General features: G+C 74.2%; 16 protein-coding genes. 6 read left to right on the top strand and 10 right to left on the bottom strand.

The window, feature by feature from the left end; all coding sequences use genetic code 11:
* The first annotated feature begins 42 nt into the window (after positions 1–42).
* Together AH6_RS46795 and AH6_RS30930 are read left to right on the top strand one after the other, a co-directional pair.
* On the top strand, positions 43–1,305 hold the full coding sequence (locus tag AH6_RS46795; RefSeq protein ID WP_083983642.1) for an RDD family protein: 1,263 nt from the start codon (positions 43–45) through the stop codon (positions 1,303–1,305).
* Between the two features lie 150 nt (positions 1,306–1,455).
* Entirely contained in the window at positions 1,456–2,886 is a 1,431-nt protein-coding gene (locus tag AH6_RS30930; protein WP_067487130.1) for a cellulase family glycosylhydrolase, read from the top strand.
* Here the strand turns inward: AH6_RS30930 and AH6_RS30925 are convergent.
* Positions 2,876–3,454 (bottom strand): hypothetical protein, encoded by a 579-nt coding sequence (locus AH6_RS30925; protein ID WP_067487126.1) that lies wholly within the window; start codon positions 3,452–3,454, stop codon positions 2,876–2,878. The two genes, AH6_RS30930 and AH6_RS30925, sit on opposite strands and share 11 nt — an antisense overlap.
* A gap of 135 nt (positions 3,455–3,589) precedes the next feature.
* Here AH6_RS30925 and AH6_RS30920 point away from each other — a divergent pair, with 135 nt between their 5' ends.
* Complete coding sequence (locus tag AH6_RS30920; RefSeq protein WP_067487123.1) at positions 3,590–5,686, top strand: protein kinase domain-containing protein; 2,097 nt, start codon at positions 3,590–3,592, stop codon at positions 5,684–5,686.
* 79 nt (positions 5,687–5,765) lie between these two features.
* Positions 5,766–6,374, top strand: coding sequence for a dihydrofolate reductase family protein (locus tag AH6_RS30915; RefSeq protein WP_067487120.1), 609 nt, complete (start codon positions 5,766–5,768; stop codon positions 6,372–6,374).
* Positions 6,375–6,396: 22 nt separating this feature from the next.
* Here AH6_RS30915 and AH6_RS30910 read toward each other — a convergent pair whose 3' ends face one another.
* From AH6_RS30910 to ahcY (AH6_RS30900), 3 genes are all read right to left on the bottom strand, one after another.
* Positions 6,397–6,855 (bottom strand): MarR family winged helix-turn-helix transcriptional regulator, encoded by a 459-nt coding sequence (locus AH6_RS30910; RefSeq protein WP_218005973.1) that lies wholly within the window; start codon positions 6,853–6,855, stop codon positions 6,397–6,399.
* Between the two features lie 45 nt (positions 6,856–6,900).
* Positions 6,901–8,157, bottom strand: coding sequence for an adenosylhomocysteinase (gene ahcY, locus AH6_RS30905; protein ID WP_067487117.1), 1,257 nt, complete (start codon positions 8,155–8,157; stop codon positions 6,901–6,903).
* A 95-nt stretch (positions 8,158–8,252) separates the two neighbouring features.
* Complete coding sequence (gene ahcY, locus AH6_RS30900; RefSeq protein WP_067487114.1) at positions 8,253–9,683, bottom strand: adenosylhomocysteinase; 1,431 nt, start codon at positions 9,681–9,683, stop codon at positions 8,253–8,255.
* Positions 9,684–9,883: 200 nt separating this feature from the next.
* Here ahcY (AH6_RS30900) and AH6_RS30895 point away from each other — a divergent pair, with 200 nt between their 5' ends.
* Complete coding sequence (locus AH6_RS30895) at positions 9,884–10,228, top strand: MerR family transcriptional regulator (protein ID WP_067487170.1); 345 nt, start codon at positions 9,884–9,886, stop codon at positions 10,226–10,228.
* Between the two features lie 56 nt (positions 10,229–10,284).
* On the opposite strand, the gene AH6_RS30890 is transcribed toward AH6_RS30895, so the two are convergent.
* Genes AH6_RS30890 through AH6_RS30880 form a run of 3 tightly spaced genes read right to left on the bottom strand, consistent with a single transcriptional unit; the run spans position 10,285 to position 13,186 of the window.
* Positions 10,285–11,373, bottom strand: a complete 1,089-nt coding sequence (locus tag AH6_RS30890) for an alkene reductase (protein WP_067487111.1) — start codon at positions 11,371–11,373, stop codon at positions 10,285–10,287.
* An 18-nt stretch (positions 11,374–11,391) separates the two neighbouring features.
* Positions 11,392–12,594 carry an MFS transporter gene (locus AH6_RS30885; protein ID WP_067487108.1) on the bottom strand — a complete coding sequence of 401 codons (1,203 nt, stop codon included), beginning with the start codon at positions 12,592–12,594 and terminating at the stop codon, positions 11,392–11,394.
* 19 nt (positions 12,595–12,613) lie between these two features.
* Entirely contained in the window at positions 12,614–13,186 is a 573-nt protein-coding gene (locus tag AH6_RS30880; RefSeq protein ID WP_067487105.1) for an SDR family NAD(P)-dependent oxidoreductase, read from the bottom strand.
* Between the two features lie 83 nt (positions 13,187–13,269).
* Here AH6_RS30880 and AH6_RS30875 point away from each other — a divergent pair, with 83 nt between their 5' ends.
* On the top strand, positions 13,270–16,431 hold the full coding sequence (locus tag AH6_RS30875) for an AfsR/SARP family transcriptional regulator (protein ID WP_067487102.1): 3,162 nt from the start codon (positions 13,270–13,272) through the stop codon (positions 16,429–16,431).
* On the opposite strand, the gene AH6_RS30870 is transcribed toward AH6_RS30875, so the two are convergent.
* The 3 genes from AH6_RS30870 to AH6_RS30860 all read right to left on the bottom strand — a co-directional run bounded on the left by AH6_RS30870 (position 16,380) and on the right by AH6_RS30860 (position 19,785).
* On the bottom strand, positions 16,380–17,060 hold the full coding sequence (locus AH6_RS30870) for a response regulator (RefSeq protein WP_067487099.1): 681 nt from the start codon (positions 17,058–17,060) through the stop codon (positions 16,380–16,382). The two genes, AH6_RS30875 and AH6_RS30870, sit on opposite strands and share 52 nt — an antisense overlap.
* Positions 17,061–17,078: 18 nt before the next feature.
* On the bottom strand, positions 17,079–18,632 hold the full coding sequence (locus AH6_RS30865) for a sensor histidine kinase (RefSeq protein WP_067487096.1): 1,554 nt from the start codon (positions 18,630–18,632) through the stop codon (positions 17,079–17,081).
* Between the two features lie 577 nt (positions 18,633–19,209).
* Positions 19,210–19,785, bottom strand: a complete 576-nt coding sequence (locus AH6_RS30860; RefSeq protein ID WP_067487093.1) for a Uma2 family endonuclease — start codon at positions 19,783–19,785, stop codon at positions 19,210–19,212.
* Between the last annotated feature and the right edge of the window lie 93 nt (positions 19,786–19,878).

Genomic DNA, 19,878 nt, shown 5'->3' with positions numbered 1-19,878 from the left:
CGCGCACCGGGCAAAATGGGCGGCCACTACCGAAGGAGGGTCATGCCCGAACTGGTGACCGGCGAGGCCGTGGCGCTGGACCTGCGCGTCGCGCGCCTGGCCAGCCGGGGCTGCGCCCTCCTGCTGGACCTGATGTTCCAGCTCGCGGTGCTCAACTTCGCCGTCTACATCGTGTCGATGACCGCGCTGGTCGCCGACGAGGCGTGGACGATCGGGCTGGTGCTGCTGACCAGCGTGCTGGTCCTGGTGGGCTACCCGTGCGCGTTCGAGACGCTGACGCGCGGCCGGTCGCTGGGCAAGATGGCGCTGGGCCTGCGGGTGGTGGCCGAGGACGGCGGGCCGGTGCGGTTCCGGCAGGCGTTGGTGCGGGCGCTGGCCGGGGTGCCGGAGTTCTGGATGTTCTACGGCGCGCCCGCGCTGCTGACCTCGCTGGGCAGCAGGCGCGGCAAGCGGCTGGGCGACGTGTTCGCCGGGACGATCGTGATCCAGGAGCGGGTGCCCAGCACGGGGATGTTCGGGCCGGTCGCGGTGATGCCGCCGCCGCTGCTGCCGTGGGCGCAACGGCTGGAGCTGTCGCAGATCTCCGACGAGCTGGCGCTGACGGCCCGCCAGTACCTGTCGCGGTTCTGGGAGCTGCTGCCGGAGGTGCGCGACGAGCTGGGGCAGCGCATCGCCGGGCAGGTCGTCGCGGTGATCAGCCCGCCCCCGCCGCCGGGGGTGCGGCCGGAGATCCTGCTGGCGGCGGTGCTGGCCGAGCGCCGGGTGCGCGAGGAACGCCGCCTGGCCGAGCGCCGGTTCCGGCGGATGCGGCGCCTGGGGCTGACGCCGGAGCCGCAGCCCGTCCCGGCGATGGTGATGACGGCGGCGGGCCCGCAGCCGGTGGGAGCGCCGCGCCAGGGCCCGCCCGCACCGCCGCCGTTCAGCACGCCGCGTCCGGGCCAGCCCGCCTTCCTGCCGCCGCAGCACTACGGGGCGGGTCCGTACCAGCAGGTCCTGGCACCACGGCCGCCCGCGCCGTACCCCGGCGGCCCCTATCCGGGCCCGTACCCGGGTGGCGCGCAACCGTCCCGTCCCTACCCGGGCAGCCCGTATCCGGGCGGCGCGCAACCGCCGCGCCCCTACCCGGGCGGTCCCCACTGGCCGGGGCAGGGCGTACCGCCCAACGGTCCCGCTCCCCAGGGGCCTGGCCGGGCAGGTCCGCCGAACGGCCCCGCGCCGCACTGGCCGGGCCAGGCAGGCCCGAACGGTCCTACGCCCCAAGGACCGGGCCAGGACGGGCCGCCGAACGGTCCTGCGCCGCAGTAGCCCCATCCGCCCTCCGCGTCCCTCCTTCATCAACTGTCGCCATGACACCGCGCCGTTGTTGGCGATTTCTCCCACTGGCCACGCCTCCCGAGCCCGGCCTAATATCCGAGCAACTTTCATATTTGGTCGGTCGCTTGCTCAGGAGGCGGTATGCGCGCCCGTTCCGTGCCCACCCGGGCCCTCACCCTCACCGCCACCCTGACAGCCGTCCTCGCCGCCGGAACCGTGGTCTCCCCCGCCGAGGCCGCGCCCGCCGCCGCGCCGCCGCCGCCCGTCATCACCGACGGCCAGGGGCGCGCACTGATCCTGCACGGCCTCAACACCGCCAGTTCCGCCAAAGGCCCCTCCGGCCTCCCCTGGATCAGCCGCGCGGACGTCGTCCGCGAGGCCCGCGAGCTGGGCAGCAACTCCGTCCGCTACCTGATCCAGTGGAAGAACGTCGAGCCCAGCCCCGGCCGCTACGACGAGAAGTACCTCGACGAGGTCGCGCGCCGCGTCGCCTGGTACCGCGAGCAGGGCATGCACGTCGTCCTCGACATGCACCAGGACATCTACGGCCCGGCCGCCTGCAAGGGCGCGGGCAACGGCACGCCCGCCTGGGCCACCCACACCGACGGCCTGCCCTGCACGCCCCAGACGCCCTGGGTCCTCACCTACCTGCAACCCGCCGTCGTCCGCGCCTACGACAACTTCTGGAACCACACCGGCAAGCACCCGGAACTGATGCGGCACTACACCGCGATGTGGCGGCACGTGGCCGCGCGGTTCGCCAAGGACCCGGCCGTGCTCGGCTACGACCTGATGAACGAGCCGTTCGGCGGCACCCGGCAGTTCGGGTTCTTCGAGAAGCCCACGCTCACGCCCTTCTACCAGCGGATCGTCAACGCGATCCGGGAGGTCGACCGGGACAACTGGATCTTCTTCGAGCCGCAGGCGCTCGGCACCAACGAGGGCGCCGACACCTCGCTCGGCGCCGTCACCGACCCGCGTCCCGGCGGCAAGCGGCTGGTGTTCGCGCCGCACTTCTACCCCGTCGGCATCGACCTCGGCGGCTCCTACAGCGGCGCGACCAAGCTCCTGGCCCGCGCCCAGTTCGAGCTGTGGAAGCGCAACCTGCCCGCCGCCGCCAAGCGCCTCAACCTGCCCATGTGGATCGGCGAGGTCGGCGGCATGAACGCCGACGCTCCCGGCGCGGCCGACTTCACCCGCGACTGGCTGGACATGGCCGACGGGCTGGGCGTCGGCTGGGCCTACTGGTCCAGCGACCCGGGCGGCGCGGGCCCCACCGACGCCCAGGGCAACTGGACGGTGTTCGGCAGGCTGCTCGCCCGCCCCTACCCGCGCGCCGTCGCGGGCACCCCCACGAAGATCTCCTACAGCTCGGGCACGCTCACCGTCGGCTGGCGGAACCGCGCCGGGGTCACCGCGCCCACCGAGATCTGGTGGCCGTCCGGCACGCCCAAGGTCGCCAGCACCGACGCGGCGGGCAAGTGGCGGTACCGGTGGGACGCCGCGCGCCGCGTCCTGTCGGTGTGGGCCGACCCGGGGACGGCCGCGCACACCGTCACCCTCAGGCCCTGAGGTTCGGCGGCGACTCCAGGTCGGTCAGCTCGACGCCGGGCGCGTCCACCACCACGTCGCCCGCCAGGTGCACGCTGCGGATCTCGCCGGTGGCGAGGTCGGCGACCTCGTAGCGCTCGACGGGCAGCGGGCCGCTGTCGGTGTCGTGCGCGGTGACGTCGGCGAGCCGCCAGCGTTCGGCGACGGTCAGCGCGGCCAGATTCGGCCCCGACAACCGCACCAGCCGCACGTCGGCCTGCGCGCCCTCGGCCAGGTCCAGGGACCGGGCGACCGCGACCAGGAAGCCCGGCGACTCCCCCAGGAAACCCTTGGCGGGGGCGTCGTGCCCGGCCGCGTCGTCGCCCGCGCCGCGCACCCACGCGACGGCGGGCCCGGTGACGCCGCCCCGCGCCCACCAGGCAGGGGCGACGATCTCGACACGGATCTGCCGCCACCGCGAGTCCACGACCAGGTCGGTGCGGACGCCGTCGGCGCGCTCCCCCACGTAGCGCCAGCCGCCGGGGCCCGGCGCGCACTGGAAGGTCTCGGCGACCCCCTCGTCCAGGTGCAGGTACGTTCCGCGCGGCATCCGCCAGACGCTACCGGTCGCGCGGCGGCCGCAGAAATCGGCTTCCCGGCGTGAACCGAACGCGCGGTATTGCTGATCTAATCGAAGACGTCCGGAGGGGCCCGGACCCGACGAGGCCGCGAGGTGAGCGCTGGGATGACGATGCGGCCGCTGGAGCCCGGCGATCCGCGGATGATCGGCGAGTACGAGCTGGTGGGGCGGCTCGGCCAGGGCGGGATGGGCACCGTCTACTTCGGCTGGACCCCGAGCGGGCGCGCGGTCGCCGTGAAGGTCATCCGCGCGGACTTCGCGGGGCTGCCGCAACTGCGCCGCCGGTTCGCCGCCGAGGTGCGGGCGGCGATGGGCGTCAGCGCGTTCTACACCGCGCCGGTGGTCGACGCCGACCCCGAGGGCGACCCGCCGTGGCTGGTCACCGCCTACATCCCCGGCCCCACGCTGGACGCGGCGGTGTACGGGCACGGCCCGCTGCCCGCCGACACCGTGCGGCTGCTGGGCGCGCACCTCGCCGAGGGGCTGGCGGCGATCCACCGGGGCGGCCTGGTGCACCGCGACCTGAAGCCGGGCAACGTGATCCTGGCCGAGGACGGGCCGCGCATCATCGACTTCGGCATCGCGCTGGCGTCCGGCACCACGCGCCACACGGCGGTGAGCGGGCCGCTGGGCACCCCGGCGTACATGTCGCCCGAGCAGGCGCGCGGCGAGGGCGACATCGACTGGCGGACGGACGTGTTCGCGCTGGGCGGCGTGCTGGCGTTCGCGGCGACGGGGCAGGGCCCGTTCGGCGACGGCCGCCCGGAGGCGCTGATCTACCGGATCTGCTCGCAGGAGCCCATGCTCGACGCCGTGCCCGACGAGCTGCGCGAGGTGGTCGCGGCGTGCCTGGCGAAGGAGCCCGCCGACCGCCCGGCCCCGCGCGAGGTGCTGGAACGCCTGCGGCTGCCGCGCACGACGGCCGACCAGACCGGCCGGACGACCTGGCTGCCCCCCGGCGTCACCACGATGATCGCCGACCGCGAGGAACCCGCCGCGACGGAAGCGGCCCCACCCCCGACCGCGATCGCCCCCGACCACACCACCGCTTCCGGGCACACCACGGCTCGGGCCACCGGCCACGCCGCCGCCCTGCTCGAACGCAGCCATACCGCCCTCGCCCAAGGCGATCTCGGCGCCGCCCGGCACGGGTACCGCGAAGCCGTCGCCTCCGGCGACACCGGGGCCGTTCCCGTCGCGCTCTACGGGCTCGGCAACGTCGCCGAACGCGAGGGCGACCACGCCGCCGCCCGCCACTGGTACGAGCGCGCCGCCGCCACCGGCCACACCCTCATCGTGCCCCGCGCCCTGCGGCGGCTCGGCGTCGCCGCCGACGAGCAGGGCGACCTCCACCAGGCCCGCCGCTGGTACCAGGAGGCCGCCGCCACCGGGCACACCGGCATCGCCCCCACCGCCATGACCGATCTCGCCGGGGTCGCCGAGCGGCAGGGCGAGCGGGACGAGGCCCGGCACTGGTACGAGCGCGCCGCCGCCAGCAGCCACCCCAACGCCGCGCCGCACGCCATGCACTGCCTGGGCGCCCTCGCCACCCAGGACGGCGACCCCGACGCCGCCCGCCACTGGTACGGCCGCGCCGCCGCCACCGGGCACGCCGACTACGCCCCGCGCGCCATGCGGCGGCTCGGGCTCGCCGCGCAGGAGCGCGGCGACGTCGAGGCCGCGCGGGACTGGTTCGAGCGCGCCGCCGCCACCCCGCACGCCGACGCCGCCCCGCGCGCCATGCGTCACCTCGGCCTGCTCGCCCGCCAGACGGGCGACGCGGACGCCGCGCGCGCCTGGTTCGAGCGCGCCGCCGCCACCTCGCACGCCGACGCCGCGCCCCGCTCCTTCCGCAGCCTCGGCCTGCTCGCCCAGGAGGCGGGGCTGCTGGCGCAGGCCCGCGCCTGGTACGAGCGCGCCGTCGCCAGCGCCTACCCGCCTGTCGCCCCCGCCGCCATGAACGACCTGGGCGTGATCGCCGAGAAGCAGGGCCACCTCGCCGACGCCCGCGATTGGTACGAGCGCGCCGCCGCGTCCGCCGACGCCGAGATCGCGCCCCGCGCCATGCACAACCTCGGGTTCATCGCCCAGGACCAGGGCGACCTCGCCGGGGCCCGCGCGTGGTGGGAGCGCGCCGTCGCCACCGGCCATCCCGCGATCGCGTCGGCCGCCCGCAAGAACCTGCGCGACCTCGATTCCTGAAAAAAAGTCCGGCGGTGATGTCGAGACCGCGTCGGCGGCTCCGACCAGTGGGTGAATCGACCCAGAAGGAGACGGACGGATGAACAAGGTCACCTGTGACATCGCGGTCTCGCTCGACGGTTTCGCCGCGGGCCCGGACCAGAGCCTGGAGTACCCGATCGGCGTGCACGCGGGCGTGCACGCCGGCGATCTGCTGCACCGCTGGATGTTCGAGCGTCCCGAGGAGAACGCCGAGGTCATCGAGGCCATCACCGAGGCGGGCGCCTACATCATGGGCCGCAACATGTTCAGCCACGGCCGTGGCTCCTGGGACCTGGACTGGACGGGCTGGTGGGGCGAGAACCCGCCCTACCACGCGCCGGTGTTCGTGCTCACCCACCACCCGCGCGAGCCCGTGACCATGAAGGGCGGCACCACGTTTTTCTTCGTCACCGACGGAATTGAGGCGGCCCTCGCGCGCGCCCGCGAGGCCGCCGGGGACCGTACCGTCTCCATCGCGGGCGGCGCGCAGACCGTGAACCAATACCTGGCCGCCGGTCTTCTCGACGAGCTACGCCTGCACATCTCCCCGGTGCTCCTCGGCACGGGCGAGCGCCTGTTCGAGGGCGTCGGCGACCTGGACCTGACGCCGCTGAGCAGCGCGACCACCGACCTGGTCACCCACGTGACCTACCGCGTGGGCCGCTGAGTTCTACAGTTCGTGTCGCGAACTAGCGGGCGCCGTCCAGGAACACCATCGGCACCTCGTTGTCGTTCACCAGGCGGCCCAGCAGGTCCGCCAGCGTCGCGCGCTCGGCCTCGCTCAGCGAGGCCGGGAGCACGTCGACCCGGGCGCAGGTCTCGGCGTAGAAGACGTCGGCGAGCGCGGTCCCGGCCCCGGTGAGCGCGACCCGCACCGCGCGGCCGTCCTCGGGGTCGGGCTCGCGGCGCACCAGGCCGAGCTTGGCGGTGCGGTCCACCAGGCCGGTCAGGCTCGACTTGGCCAGCCCCAGCGTCTCGCCCAGCTCGGTCATGCCGAGCGGCCGCCCCATCAGCACGCAGAGCAGCTGGCCCTGCTGCGAGGTGATGCCGTGCTCGCGCGCCGAGGCGGTGTACACCGCGTTGACCAGGTAGGAGGAGCGCACCAGCGCGGTGACGACCCCCATCGGCCCCTCTTCGCCCTTCGTCATCGGACCAGAATACGCGCGTTCATTCGTGGCACGAATTAACCGGGTTCAGGAGCCCAGCCGCCACGAGCGCAGGTAGTCCTCCTGCTCGAAGGTGAGGGCGTCGATGTCGACCCCCATCGAGGCGAGCTTCAGCCGGGCCACCTCGGTGTCGATCTCCTTGGGCACCTCGTGCACCGCCGCGTCCAGGCCGGGGTGGGCGGTGGCGAGCCAGGCGCAGGTCAGCGCCTGGTCGGCGAACGACATGTCCATCACCGCCGGGGGGTGCCCCTCGGCCGCCGCCAGGTTGACCAGGCGGCCCTCGGCCAGCAGCACCAGGCGGCGGCCGTCGCTCAGCACGTACTCGTCGGCCTGCGGGCGCACGTCCCGGTGCACCGCGACCGCCAGCGCGTCCAGGGCGCGCACGTCGATCTCCACGTCGAAGTGGCCGGAGTTGGCGAGGATCGCGCCGTCCTTCATCGCCGCCAGGTGCGCCGCGCCGATCACGTCGCGGTTGCCGGTGACGGTGATGAACACGTCGCCGTGCCGCGCCGCGACCGCCATCGGCTGCACCTCGAAACCCTGCAACGTCGCGTCCAGCGCCTTCACCGGGTCGATCTCTGTCACCACCACCCGCGCGCCGAGGCCGCGGGCGCGCTCGGCCAGGCCCCGGCCGCAGTAGCCGAAGCCCGCGACGACGATCGTCTTGCCCGCCAGCAGCGTGTTGGTGGCGCGGATGATGCCGTCCAGCGTGGACTGCCCGGTGCCGTACCGGTTGTCGAACATGTGCTTGGTGTCGGTGTCGTTCACCGCGACCACCGGGAACCGCAGCGCGCCCTCGCGGGCCATCTGGTGCAGCCGGATCACGCCGGTGGTGGTCTCCTCGCACCCGGCCTTGACGGTGCCGAGCAGGTCGGTGCGCTCGGTGTGCAGGATGTTGACCAGGTCGCAGCCGTCGTCCAGCACCAGGTCGGGGCCGATCTCCAGCGCCCGGTGGATGTGCTGGTAGTAGCCCTCGCGGTCGGTCCCGGCGCGGGCGTAGACCTCGGCGCCGTACTCGTGGACGAGGGCGGCGGCGGTGTCGTCCTGGGTGGACAGCGGGTTGGACGCGGCGAGCGCCACCCGCGCGCCGCCCGCCTGGAGGGTGCGGATCAGCCCGGCGGTCTCGGTGGTGACGTGCATGCACGCGGCGATCGCCAGGCCGTCCAGCGGGCGTTCGGCGGCGAAGCGCTCGCGGATCTGCCGCAACACCGGCATGCTCCGGTCGGCCCACTCGATCCGCTTGACGCCCTCGTACGCCAGCGCGGCGTCGGAGATGTCGCTCATCGGCCGTCCTCCAGGGCGTGGGAGACCGCCGCCGCACCGCCCGTGCGGGGCGGTGCGGCGGCGGAGGGTGCTTCTACCTGCGTGCTACCGGTGGATCAGTAGCGGTAGTGGTCGGGCTTGTAGGGGCCCTCGACGTCCACGCCGATGTACTCGGCCTGCTGCTTGGTCAGCTCGGTGAGCTTGACGCCCAGCGCGTCCAGGTGCAGGCGGGCGACCTTCTCGTCCAGGTGCTTCGGCAGCACGTACACGCCGACCGGGTACTCCTCGGTCTTGGTGAACAGCTCGATCTGCGCGATGACCTGGTTGGTGAAGGAGTTCGACATCACGAACGAGGGGTGGCCGGTGGCGCAGCCCAGGTTCATCAGCCGGCCCTCGGCCAGCACCAGCACCGAGTGGCCGTCGGGGAAGCGCCACTCGTGCACCTGCGGCTTGATCTCGATCTTCTCGACGCCGTCGATGCGGGCCAGGCCCGCCATGTCGATCTCGTTGTCGAAGTGGCCGATGTTGCTGACGATGGCCTGGTGCTTCATCCGCTCCATGTGGTCGGCGCGGATGATGTTGAAGTTGCCGGTGGTGGTCACGAAGATGTCGACCTGGTCCACCACGTCGTCCAGGCGGGCGACCTGGAAGCCGTCCATGGCGGCCTGCAGGGCGCAGATCGGGTCGACCTCGGTGACGATGACGCGCGCGCCCTGGCCCTTCAGCGCCTCGGCGCAGCCCTTGCCGACGTCGCCGTAGCCGGCGACCAGCGCGACCTTGCCGCCGATCAGCACGTCGGTGGCGCGGTTCAGGCCGTCGATCACCGAGTGGCGGCAGCCGTACTTGTTGTCGAACTTCGACTTGGTGACCGAGTCGTTGACGTTGATCGCCGGGAAGGCCAGGGTGCCGGCCTTGGCCATCTCGTACAGCCGGTGCACGCCGGTGGTGGTCTCCTCGGTGACGCCCTTGATCGCGGCGGCGGCCTCGGTCCAGCGGCCCGGCTTGTCGCCGATGGTGCGGCGCAGGGTCTCCAGGATGATCCCCCACTCCTCCGGGTCGTCGGCCGAGGCGGTCGGCACGGCGCCGGCCTTCTCGTACTCGGCGCCCTTGTGGACCAGCAGGGTGGCGTCGCCGCCGTCGTCCAGGATCATGTTCGGGGCCGACCCGTCGGGCCACTGGAGGGCCTGGTCGGTGCACCACCAGTACTCGTCCAGGGTCTCGCCCTTCCAGGCGAAGACCGGGACGCCCCGGGGGTCCTCGACGGTGCCGTCGCGGCCGACGACGACCGCGGCGGCGGCGTGGTCCTGGGTGGAGAAGATGTTGCAGGACACCCAGCGCACGTCGGCGCCGAGCTCCACCAGGGTCTCGATGAGCACGGCGGTCTGGATCGTCATGTGCAGCGAGCCCATGATCTTGGCCCCGCGCAGCGGCTTGGCCTCCGCGTACTCCTCGCGCACGGCCATCAGGCCGGGCATCTCGTGCTCGGCGAGCCGGATCTCCCGGCGCCCGAAGTCGGCCAGCGCCAGGTCGGCGACCTTGTAATCCATGCTTTCGTTGCTCCTTGGGTCCTCGCGGATGCGGCGCCCGCTCGCGGCGGCCGACGGAGGGCGCGCGGTGCGCTGGGGCACCGCGCCGGGCGTCGGCACGAGGGCGTGGGCCGGGGTCTGCGAGCGAGTCTAGGCGCGGACGGGCCGTCGCGGCACGGTTGGCCCCGCGTTTCTGACACGAATTTGTCAGAATGGTCGCCATGCGCATCACGGAGGCCGCGCGCCGCCTCGGGACCTCGCCCCGAATGCTCCGCTACCGGGAGAGCCTCGGCCTGCTCCCGCCCACCCGCGACGCCGCGCCCGGCGGGCACCGCCGCTTCGACGAGGCCGAGCTGCGCGCGATCGCGCTGGCCCTGGCGCTGGAGAAGCGCTACGACATCGGCCCGGCCGAGCTGGCGTTCGGGCTGCGGGTGCTGGCCGAGCCGGAGGTGCAGGCGCGCGTCCGCGAGCTGGGCGAACGCATCGGCCGCGTCTCCGCGCCGCCCGCACGCTACCTGGATTTCGAGAAGGAGAAGGCGTTGCGGCTGCTCCAGCGCCGCCGCTGAGTCCTGGTCCGGCTGCGTGGGCCCGCCCTCAGGACGGGCCCGCGCAGCCGGGCTGGTCAGGCCGGGACCGGGACCAGGACCGGGTAGTCGGTGTAGCCCTGCTCGGTCCCGCCGTACCAGTGCTCGGGCCGGGGCTCGTTGAGGGGCGCGCCCTGCTGGAGCCGCTCGACCAGGTCGGGGTTCGCCAGGAACGCCCGGCCGAGCGAGACCAGGTCCGCGCCCGCCGCCAGCAGGCGTTCGCCCTCGGCGCGCCCGCCGTCGGCCGGGAACGGGCTCGGCCACGGGAGGGCCGGGTTGGCGACCAGGACGGTCGGCCAGAGGCGGCGCAGCTCGTGGAAGAGCGGCGCGTCGGGGTCGGCGAACACGATGTGCAGGTAGGCGAGGCGGCGGGTGGACAGTTCCCTGGTCAGGACCGGGTAGAGGGCTTCGACGTCGCTCTCCTGCATCGCGTTGGCGGTGACGCCGGGGGCGAGGCGGATGCCCACCCGCTCCGCGCCGACGGCCGCCACGACCGCGTCCACCACCTCCAGGACGAAGCGGATGCGGTTCTCGATCGAGCCGCCGTAGGCGTCGGCGCGGTGGTTGGTGTGGGTGGACAGGAACTGGTGCAGCAGGTAGCCGTTCGCGGCGTGGATCTCGACCCCGGAGAAGCCCGCCGCGACGGCGTTGCGGGCCGCCTGGGCGAAGTCGGCGACGGTGGCGCTGATGTCGTCGAGGGTCATCTCGCGAGGCACCGGGGCCGGTTGCGGGCCGTCCGGAGTGTGGATCACGTCGGGGAACGGGACCGGGGACGGCGCGACCGGGTCGAGCCCGCTGTTGGCGGGATGGCCGATGCGCCCGCCGTGCTGGAGTTGCAGGAACATCCGGCCCCCGGCGGCGCGGACGGCGTCGGTGACGTGCCGCCAGCCCTCCGTCTGCGCCTGGGCGTAGGCGCCGGGGATGTCGGGGTAGGTCTGGCCGACGCGGTTGGGCGTGGCGGCCTCGGCGACGATCAGTCCGGCGGTGGCGCGCTGGGCGTAGTACTCGGCCATCAGGGGCGTCGGGACGCCCTCGGCGGTCGCGCGGTTGCGGGTCATCGGGGCCATCACCAGGCGGTTTGGCAGGGTCAGCGGGCCGAGGGCGGCGGGGGTGAACAGCGTGCTCATGACGGGTCTCCTCAGATTTCAGTGCTGGGTGGGGAAAGCGCGGGTGCGGGCCGCCAGGACCGTGACCAGCACCGGAACCAGCAGGATCAGGACGGTCCAGGGGAACGAGGCGGCCCCGAACCGGTCGAGCAGCACGCCGCCGAGGACGCCTCCGGCGGCCATCGCGACGTTCCAGAGCGTGACGAGCAACGTCTGCGCGGCGTCGGCCCGCTCGCCCCCGGCGTGGCCCACGGCGGTCTGGAGCAGGGTCGGCACGCCGCCCCAGCCCAGGCCCCACAACACCGCCGCGACGTAGACGAGGACGTGGGTGCCGGACGCCACCGCCAGCAGGGCCGCGCCCGCCGCGACCAGCAGCGTGCTCGCGACGGTCAGGGCGCGCAGGCGGCGGTCGATGCGCGCGCCGACCGCCCAGATGCTCGCCAGGGACGCCGCGCCGAACGCCAGCAGCACCAGGTCGGCGGCGTCCTCCATGCCGAGGTCGGCGAGAAACGTGGCGATGTAGGCGTACAGGACCGTGTGGGCCAGGACGAACACCGTGGTGACGAACAGGACCGCCCCCACGCCCGGCACCCGCAGCGCGCCCAGCACCGGGACGCGCTCGCCCCGCCGATGCCCGGGGAAGTCGGGGACCGTCACGACGATCCAGACGATCAGGACGGCGGTGAGGGCGGTCATCGCCCAGAACGCCGTCCGCCACCCGAACGCCTGCCCGGCGAACGTCCCGGCCGGGACGCCCAGCGACAGCGCGACCGGGATGCCCGCCATCGCGATCGCGATGGCCCGGCCCTGGAGGTGGGGCGGCGCGAGCCGCCGGGCGTACCCGGCCAGCAGCGCCCAGGCGAGACCGGCCGCGACACCGGCGACGAAGCGGGCCGTCATCGTCAGCAGGTACTGCGACGACACGGCGGTGACGGTGTTGGCGACCGCGAACGCCGCCACCGCCGTCAGCAGCAGGCGCTTGCGCCGCCATCCGGCGGTGGCCGCCGTCAGCGGGATCGCCAGCAGCGCGGTGCCGATGGCGTAGATCGTGACGGTCTGGCCCGCGGCGGACTCGGTGACGCCGAGGGCCCGGCTCATCTGCGGCAGCACGCCCGCGGGCAGGGTCTCGGTGAGGCTCGTGATGAACACGGCCGTCGCCAGGGCGAGCAGGGCGGGCATCGGGAGGCGGTCGGGGGCTTGCGGGCGGGCGCCGGGCGGCGCCTCGGTGGGAACGCTCGACATGATCGTTTCTCCGGGGGGGTCAGTCGTGCAGGGTCAGGCCGCCGTCGACCGGCAGGCGCGCGCCGGTCGTGAAGGTGGCGTCGGCGGCCAGGAAGAGCGCGGCGCGCGCGACCTCGTCGGGGGCGCCGAGGCGGCGCAGCGGGGTGCGGGCGTCGCAACGTTCGCGCAGGTCGGCGTAGTGGTCGAGGGGGACGCCGGGGGCGGGGTCGAGGAAGCCGGTCGCGACGGCGTTCACCCGCACGCCGCGCCCGGCCAGCTCGACGGCCAGCGCCCGAACGGCTTCCTCGTCGGCGGGCGGGGGGCCGAGGAGGACGATCGCGCCGCCGTCCGCCAGCAGGGGCAGCAGCGGGCGGGCGTCCGGTGGTCCGGCGGCGAAGACGAGGTCCAGGCCGTCCAGCACCTCCGCGACGGCTCCGGCCCGCGTCCCGGCCAGCAGGCGGACGCCGGAACCGAGGTCGGCGGTCGCCGGTCCGCCCGCGCCGGGGTCGGCGAGCACGACCTGCGCGCCGCCTTCCACCAGGCGTTTGGCGATGGCCAGGCCGACGTCCGTCGCACCTACGACGATCGCCCTCGTGCCTGCGTACTTGGTCATGGGAGAACCGTGCCGCGAGGCGCTTCGGGCGGGCTGACGGTTCGCTGACGGAGCGGCCGTCAGCGCTGTGTACGGTTCTGGGCATGCGTTTCGGGGTGCTGGGCCAGCTGGCGGTGTGGGACGGGTCGGGCGCGCCCGTCGTCGTCCCGGAGGCCAAGGTCCGGGCGCTGCTGGCCGACCTGCTCGTGCACGAGGGACGTCCGGTGCCCGCTGACCGGCTGATCGACGACCTGTGGGGCGACCGGCCGCCGGGCCGTCCCGCCAACGCGCTGCAAGCGAAGGTGTCGCAGCTCCGCCGGGTGCTCGGCCGCGACCGGGTCGTCCACGAGGCGGCGGGGTACCGGTTGCGGCTCGACGATCCGCAGGAGGTGGACGCGGCCCGCTTCCGCGCGCTGGCCGGTCAGGCGGGCGCGGCGGCCGATCCGGCGGCGCGGGCGGCGGCGCTGACGGAGGCGCTGGAGTTGTGGCGGGGCCCGGCGTTCGCGGACTTCGCCGACGCGGAGTTCGCGCGGGCGGCGGCCGACCGGCTGAACGAGCAGCGCTTGGCGGTCCTGGAGGAGCAGGCCGAGGCCCGCTTGGAGTTGGGCGACCACACCCTTCTCGTTGGCGAGCTGGCGGACCTGGTGGCGCAGCACCCGCTTCGCGAACGCCTGCACGCCGTACACCTGCGCGCCCTGTACCTGGCGGGCCGCCAGCAGGAGGCGCTGGCGTCCTACGCCGAGCTACGCGACCGCCTAGCGGAAGAACTCGGCATTGACCCGAGCCCGGAACTGTCCGCCCTCCACCAGGCGATCCTGCGCCAGGACGCCGCTTTGCTCCCGTCCTCGCCTCCCACCGTGTCCCTGCCACCTGCCGCGTCCCCGCCACCCGCACCACTCGCGCCCGCGCGCGAGGAGCCCGCTGGACGTCCGCCGACGAACCTGCCCGCCCCCGTCACCTCGCTCATCGGGCGCGATCAGGCCCTGGACGAGGTCGAACGCCTTCTGGACAGCGCGCGGCTGGTCACCCTCATCGGCCCCGGCGGCGTCGGCAAGACGCGGCTGTCGGTGGCGGTCGCGGCCCGGTTCGTGCCGCGCCTCCCGGACGGGGTGTGCCTGGTCGAGCTGGCCGGGTTGGCTCCCGGCGGCGACGTCGCGCAGGCCGTCGCCGCCGCGCTCGGCGTCCGCGACGACATGCCCGGCGCCGCCTCCTCCCCCGCCGACCGGCTCGCCGCCGCCCTCCGCGACCGCCGCCCCCTGCTCGTCCTGGACAACTGCGAGCACGTCGTCGGCCCGGCCGCCGACCTGGTGGACCTCCTGCTGCGCGCCGCCCCCGGCCTCCGTGTGCTGGCCACCAGCCGCGAACCGCTCGACGCGGCGGGCGAGGCCGTCGTGCCGGTCGAGCCCCTGCCGGACGCCGACGCGGCACGGCTGTTCACCGAGCGCGCCCGCGCCGCCGCGCCGGGCGTCGTGCTGGACGAGGCGTCCCGCGCGGCCGTCGCCGAGATCTGCCGGCGGCTCGACGGCCTCCCCCTCGCGCTGGAGCTGGCCGCGACCCGGGTGCGCGGCCTCGGCGTCCGGGAGCTGGCGGCGCGGCTGGAGAACCGGTTCCGGGTGCTGGCCGCCGGGCGGCGCGGGGCCCCGGCCCGGCAGCGCACGCTCCGCGCGATGATCGACTGGAGCTGGGACCTGCTCGGCGCGCCCGAGCGCATCGTGCTGCGCCGCCTCGCCGTGCACCGCGACGGGTGCGACCTCGCCGCCGCCGAGGCGGTGTGCGCCGGGGACGGCGTGGCCCGCGAGGAGGTCCTCGACCTGGTGACGCGGCTGGTGGACCGTTCCCTGGTGGTGATGGTGGACGGTCCGGAAGGCCCGCGCTACCGGCTGCTGGAGTCGGTGGCGGCGTACGCGGCCGAGCGGCTGGAGGAGTTCGCGGACCTGGCCGAGGTCCGCCGCCGCCACCTGGACCACTACCTCGACCTCGCCGAACGCGCCGCGTCCCGCCTGCACGGCCCCGGCCAGTGCGACCGGCTGATCCTGCTGGACACCGAGTCGGCCAACCTCCGGGCCGCCCTGGCGGAGGCGCTGGAGCACGCCGAGGACAAGGCGGTCCGTCTCGTCCGGGCGTTGGCGTGGTGGTGGCTGCTGCGCGGACGGCTGCACGAGGGACGGAGCGCGCTGGCGACGGTACGGGAGCACTCCGCCGAGATCGGGCTGCTGCACGGCGCGTTCGGACTGCTGACCGGCGACCGATCGGCCACGCCCCCGCCATGGGAGGACGAGACGGGCGAAGACGTCCTGCGAGCGGCCTGGCTCTCCGCGTTCGGCCTGTTCAGCGCGGGCGAGCTGGACGCCAGCGAGAAGCTCTGCGGACGCGTCCTCGACCTGGCCGGCGCCGACCGCTGGACCACCGCCGCCGCGCTCGGGCTGCGGGCGATGCACGCGCTGGTCCGGGGCGACCTTGACGGCATCGCGCGGGACGGGCACCGCAGCGCCGAGATCTTCCAGGATCTCGGGGACCGCTGGGGCGGCCTCCAGTCCCTCACCCCGCGCGCCGCGCTCGCCGAGATCAAGGGCGACTACGCCGAGGCCGAACGCCTCCAGGCCGAGGGATTGCGCACCGCCCGCGACCTGGGCCTCGCGACGGAGGTGTCCGCGCGCACCTCGGGCCTGGGTCGGCTGGCGCTGCTGACCCGCGACTGGGACCGTGCCCGTGACCTGCACGAACGCGCGCTGGAGCAGGCCGCCCGGCAGGGCTACATCTACGGCGAGGTCCACGCGCTGATGGGCCTGGCGCTCGGCGCGCGCCGTTCCGGCGACCTGGACGCCGCCGAACGGCACCTGACCCGCATCCGCGACGGGTACGCCTCCTCGACGATCGGCGAACACCTGCTGGCGGCCGAGTTCGGCTTCCTGGCGGAGCTGCGCGGCGACCTCCGGACGGCCGCCGAGCACCACGGACGCGGCCTGGGACTCGCCCGCTCGATCGGCGAACCCCGCGCCCTGGCGCTCTCCCTGGAAGGGCTGGCGGGCACAGCCGGAGACGCCGAACAGGCGGCGTTCCTGCTGGGCGCGGCCGACGGAGCCCGGCGCAGCGTGGGCGCGCCGCTGCCGACCGGCGAGCGTTTCGACGTCGACCGCATCGCCGCAGCGGCCCGGACCAAGCTCGGGACGAACGCGTTCGACGCGGCGTTCGCCCGGGGCGCGGCGGTGCCGGACTACTGGTCGGCCGCCTCCTGGCCGCCCGGGACCACCACGCCGGACTCGTAGGCCAGCATCACCGCCTGCGCCCGGTCGCGCAGCCCGAGCTTGGTGAACACCCGCGCCACGTGCGTCTTCACCGTGTGCTCGCTCACCACCAGCCGCCGGGCGATCTCGCCGTTGGACAGGCCGCCCGCGATCAGCACCAGCACCTCGGTCTCGCGCGCGGTCAGCGTGGCCAGCTCGGCGGGGGCCTGCGGGCGGCTGCGGCGCTGCCGGGTGAACTCGCGGATCAGGCGGCCGGTGACCTGCGGAGCCAGCAACGAGTCGCCGCGCGCCACCACGCGGACCGCCGACACCAGCTCGTCGGCGGTGGCGTCCTTGAGCAGGAAGCCGCTCGCGCCGACCGACAGCGCCTCGTAGACGTACTCGTCCACGTCGAAGGTGGTCAGCACCAGCACCCGCACCTCGTCGGCGCCGGGGCGGCCGAGGATGCGGCGGGTCGCCTCGATGCCGTCCATGCGGGGCATCCGGATGTCCATCACGACGACGTCGGGGCGGTGCTGCTCGGCCAGCCGCACCGCGTCGTGGCCGTCGCCGCCCTCGCCGACCACCGTGATGTCGGGCTGAGCGCCCAGCAGCGCGGCGAAGCCCGCCCGGACGATCGTCTGGTCGTCCACCACCGCGACCTTGATCACCGCCGCCTCCGGGCGGGGTCAGCGGCGGGGCGGTCCCTGCGAACCGGGATCACGAGACGGGTTCTCCTCCCTGGACAGCGGCAGTTCGGCCTCCACCAGGAACCCGCCCTGGTTCGCCGGGCCGGCGGAGAACCGTCCGCCCAGCATGGTCGCACGTTCCCGCATGCCCACGAGACCGTGGCCGCCACCGGACGGATCGGACGCGGGCTGCACGCGGGTGTGCCCGGTGGGGTCGGGGACGGTGCCCGTGGGATCCAGGGAGGGGTCCAGTACGGCGGTACGGGAGTGGGGGCGCTCGCGGTTCAGCACCATCGTCTCCCGCGCCGACCCGTCGTCGACCACCCGCACCGCCAGCCGGTCGGGCAGGTAGGTCAGCTCCACCCGCACCTCCGAGCCGGGCGCGTGCCGCCGCGCGTTGGTCAGCGCCTCCTGGACGATCCGGTACGCCGACAGCTCCACCGTCGTGGACAGCGCGCGCGGGTCGCCCTGGACCGCCAGGTCCACCCGGCCGCCCGCGCCCCGGTGCTGCTCGATCAGCTCGGGCAGCCGGTCCAGCCGGGGCTGCGGGGCCGAGTCGGGCTCGGGGCGGGCGTCGGCGCGCAGCACGCTGAGCAGCCGCCGCATCTCCACCAGCGCCTCGCGGGCCGTCTTGGCGATCTCGGTGTAGCCCTCGCGGGCCTGCGGGGACAGGCCGTCCATGGTGTAGGGCGCGGTCTCGGCCTGCACCGCGATCATGGAGACCGAGTGCGCGACGACGTCGTGCAGCTCGCGCGCGATGCGGGCCCGCTCGCGCATCACGGCCTGCTCGCGCTGCACGGCCGTCAGCCGGGTGAGGGTCGCGTTGTTGCGCTCCTGCGCGGCGGCCTCGGTGCGGCCCGCGCTCTCGACGGCCCGGCCCGCGTCGCCGAGGCCGATGGCGGCCAGCACCGCGACGACGGCGGCGGGCCAGGGCACCTCGTCCAGCGTGGAGGTCGCCAGGTAGACGACCGCGACGGTGACGACGCCGCCGACCGCCAGCACCCCGGCCGACTGGCGGGGCAGCTCGCGGCCCAGCGCGTACAGCGTGTAGAGCGCGGCGAAGGTGGTGGTGACCAGCAGCGGCTGCCCGGTGAGCAGGCCCGCCGCGAACGCGCCCAGCGCCACCGCCGCGACGGGCCGCAGGTACTCGCGCCGCCACACCAGCGGCAACGTGCAGGCGACGGCGAACGCCCCGGCCACGCCGAGCGGCGTCGCCACGCGCGGGGCCAGCTCGGCGACGGCGGCGATCGTCAGCGCGAACCCGGTGAGGGGCGCGAACCACCACGTCCCGGCGACCTCGCCCCACACGCTCATCCAGCGGGGCAGCGGCGTGGCCTGGGTGTCGCCGGGCGCGGGCCGCCGGTCGAACCTGGCGGCGATCTTGCGGCCGAGCGGGCGCAGCAGCGCCCCGACGCCGGTCAGGACCCACAACAACAGCTGGCCGACGCCCGCCACGATGCGGCCCGAAAGCCGCCAGGCGTGGTGGGCGAGGGCGGGGCCGAAGGCGGTCGGCGCGGCGGGCGGGGCGGCGTCTGCGCGGTCGTTCCTGGTCACCCCTCCATAGTGCGCGCTGACCCCGGCCCGTCACCTCACCGCGGGGGGCTATGCCTCAGGGCCGTATCCCCCTCAGGGACGACCCCTTTTCCCTCCTTTGGGGGGACGTGCAGGTGATCCGGGCCCGCGTAGTGTCATAACCGTGACCAACGCGGCGGCGCCGCCGGCTTAGGGGGTTCGGCGGAGCTGCCGCGGTCACGCCAGAACCGTCCGGAATCAGGGGCCGGACGGGGAGCAATGGGAAGAGGCGCCCTCGCCGGACGGCCGACCTGACCGGTCATGTCCTGGGCTGGGGTCGACCGGCACCACACCGGCCGGCCGGCGAGGGGATCGCCTACTTATTGAAGTCCTGACCCAAGGGGTTCGCCTGGGGGCTCACCCCTTGATCATGACTTTGCGGGTGCCAATCGCTTCGCGATCCGATGCGGCGGGCTCGCCTTCGGCATCGTCCCACCGCCTCGGGTCGGGCACCCGCCCTCGGTTTCCGTTCGTGATCCAGGGACGGCATTTGCCCTCGCCGGATGTCCGCCACTCTCACGCTGGGCGGACACCCGGCCTTCAAAGGCGACAGACCCGGTCACGGCTTGTACGGGGGCCACTGGTCGGTCGGGAGCGGGAAGTCGAACGGCGGAGGAAGAAGGATCTCCTCGCCGTAGGGCCCGGCGCTGACGATCTGGTAGCGCGGCCATCCCTCGGCCAGCCCGTAGAGGGTCCAGCGCTGGAGCTCCTGGTCCACCAACAGGTAGAAGGGCACGTTGCCCTTGGCGTAGTGCACCGGCTTGACCTCGCGGTCGTTGAACACGGTGTTGGGAGAGCGCGGTGAGGTGATCTCGACGATCAGCACGACGCCCTCCTGCTCCCGCTCCGGGTCGCGCGCCGCGTCCGGATGGACGACCGTCAGGTCGGGAATGCAGAAGCGCCGGGTCTCGTCCGGAAACTCCCACTGGAAGTTCTCCGAGTTCAACCCCCAGCGCAGCTCGGTCCTGCCCAGCGCCGACGCGTAGTTGAAGTCCGACACGATCTCTCCGACGATCTGTCGGTGCGTGAACCCGGCGGGTGTCATGACCAGCAGCACTCCCTCTTCGACGTACTCGACCCGGTGGGTTTCGAGCAGCCGGTCGGCGAGCGCACGCAGTTCGTCGTCGGACTCCATAAGGGCATCATCCAACGCGTAAGCGGGTTCGGCCACCATGAAATGCCTCCACTCCGTATCCGGCGGATCACAGAGTGACACATGACAAAGCCG

It is taken from the genome of Actinomadura hibisca NBRC 15177 (assembly GCF_001552635.1).
Classification (GTDB): Bacteria; Actinomycetota; Actinomycetes; order Streptosporangiales; family Streptosporangiaceae; genus Spirillospora; species Spirillospora hibisca.
The sequence above is the reverse complement of the archived record's forward strand: the minus strand, read 5'-3'. Positions and strand labels throughout refer to the sequence as shown.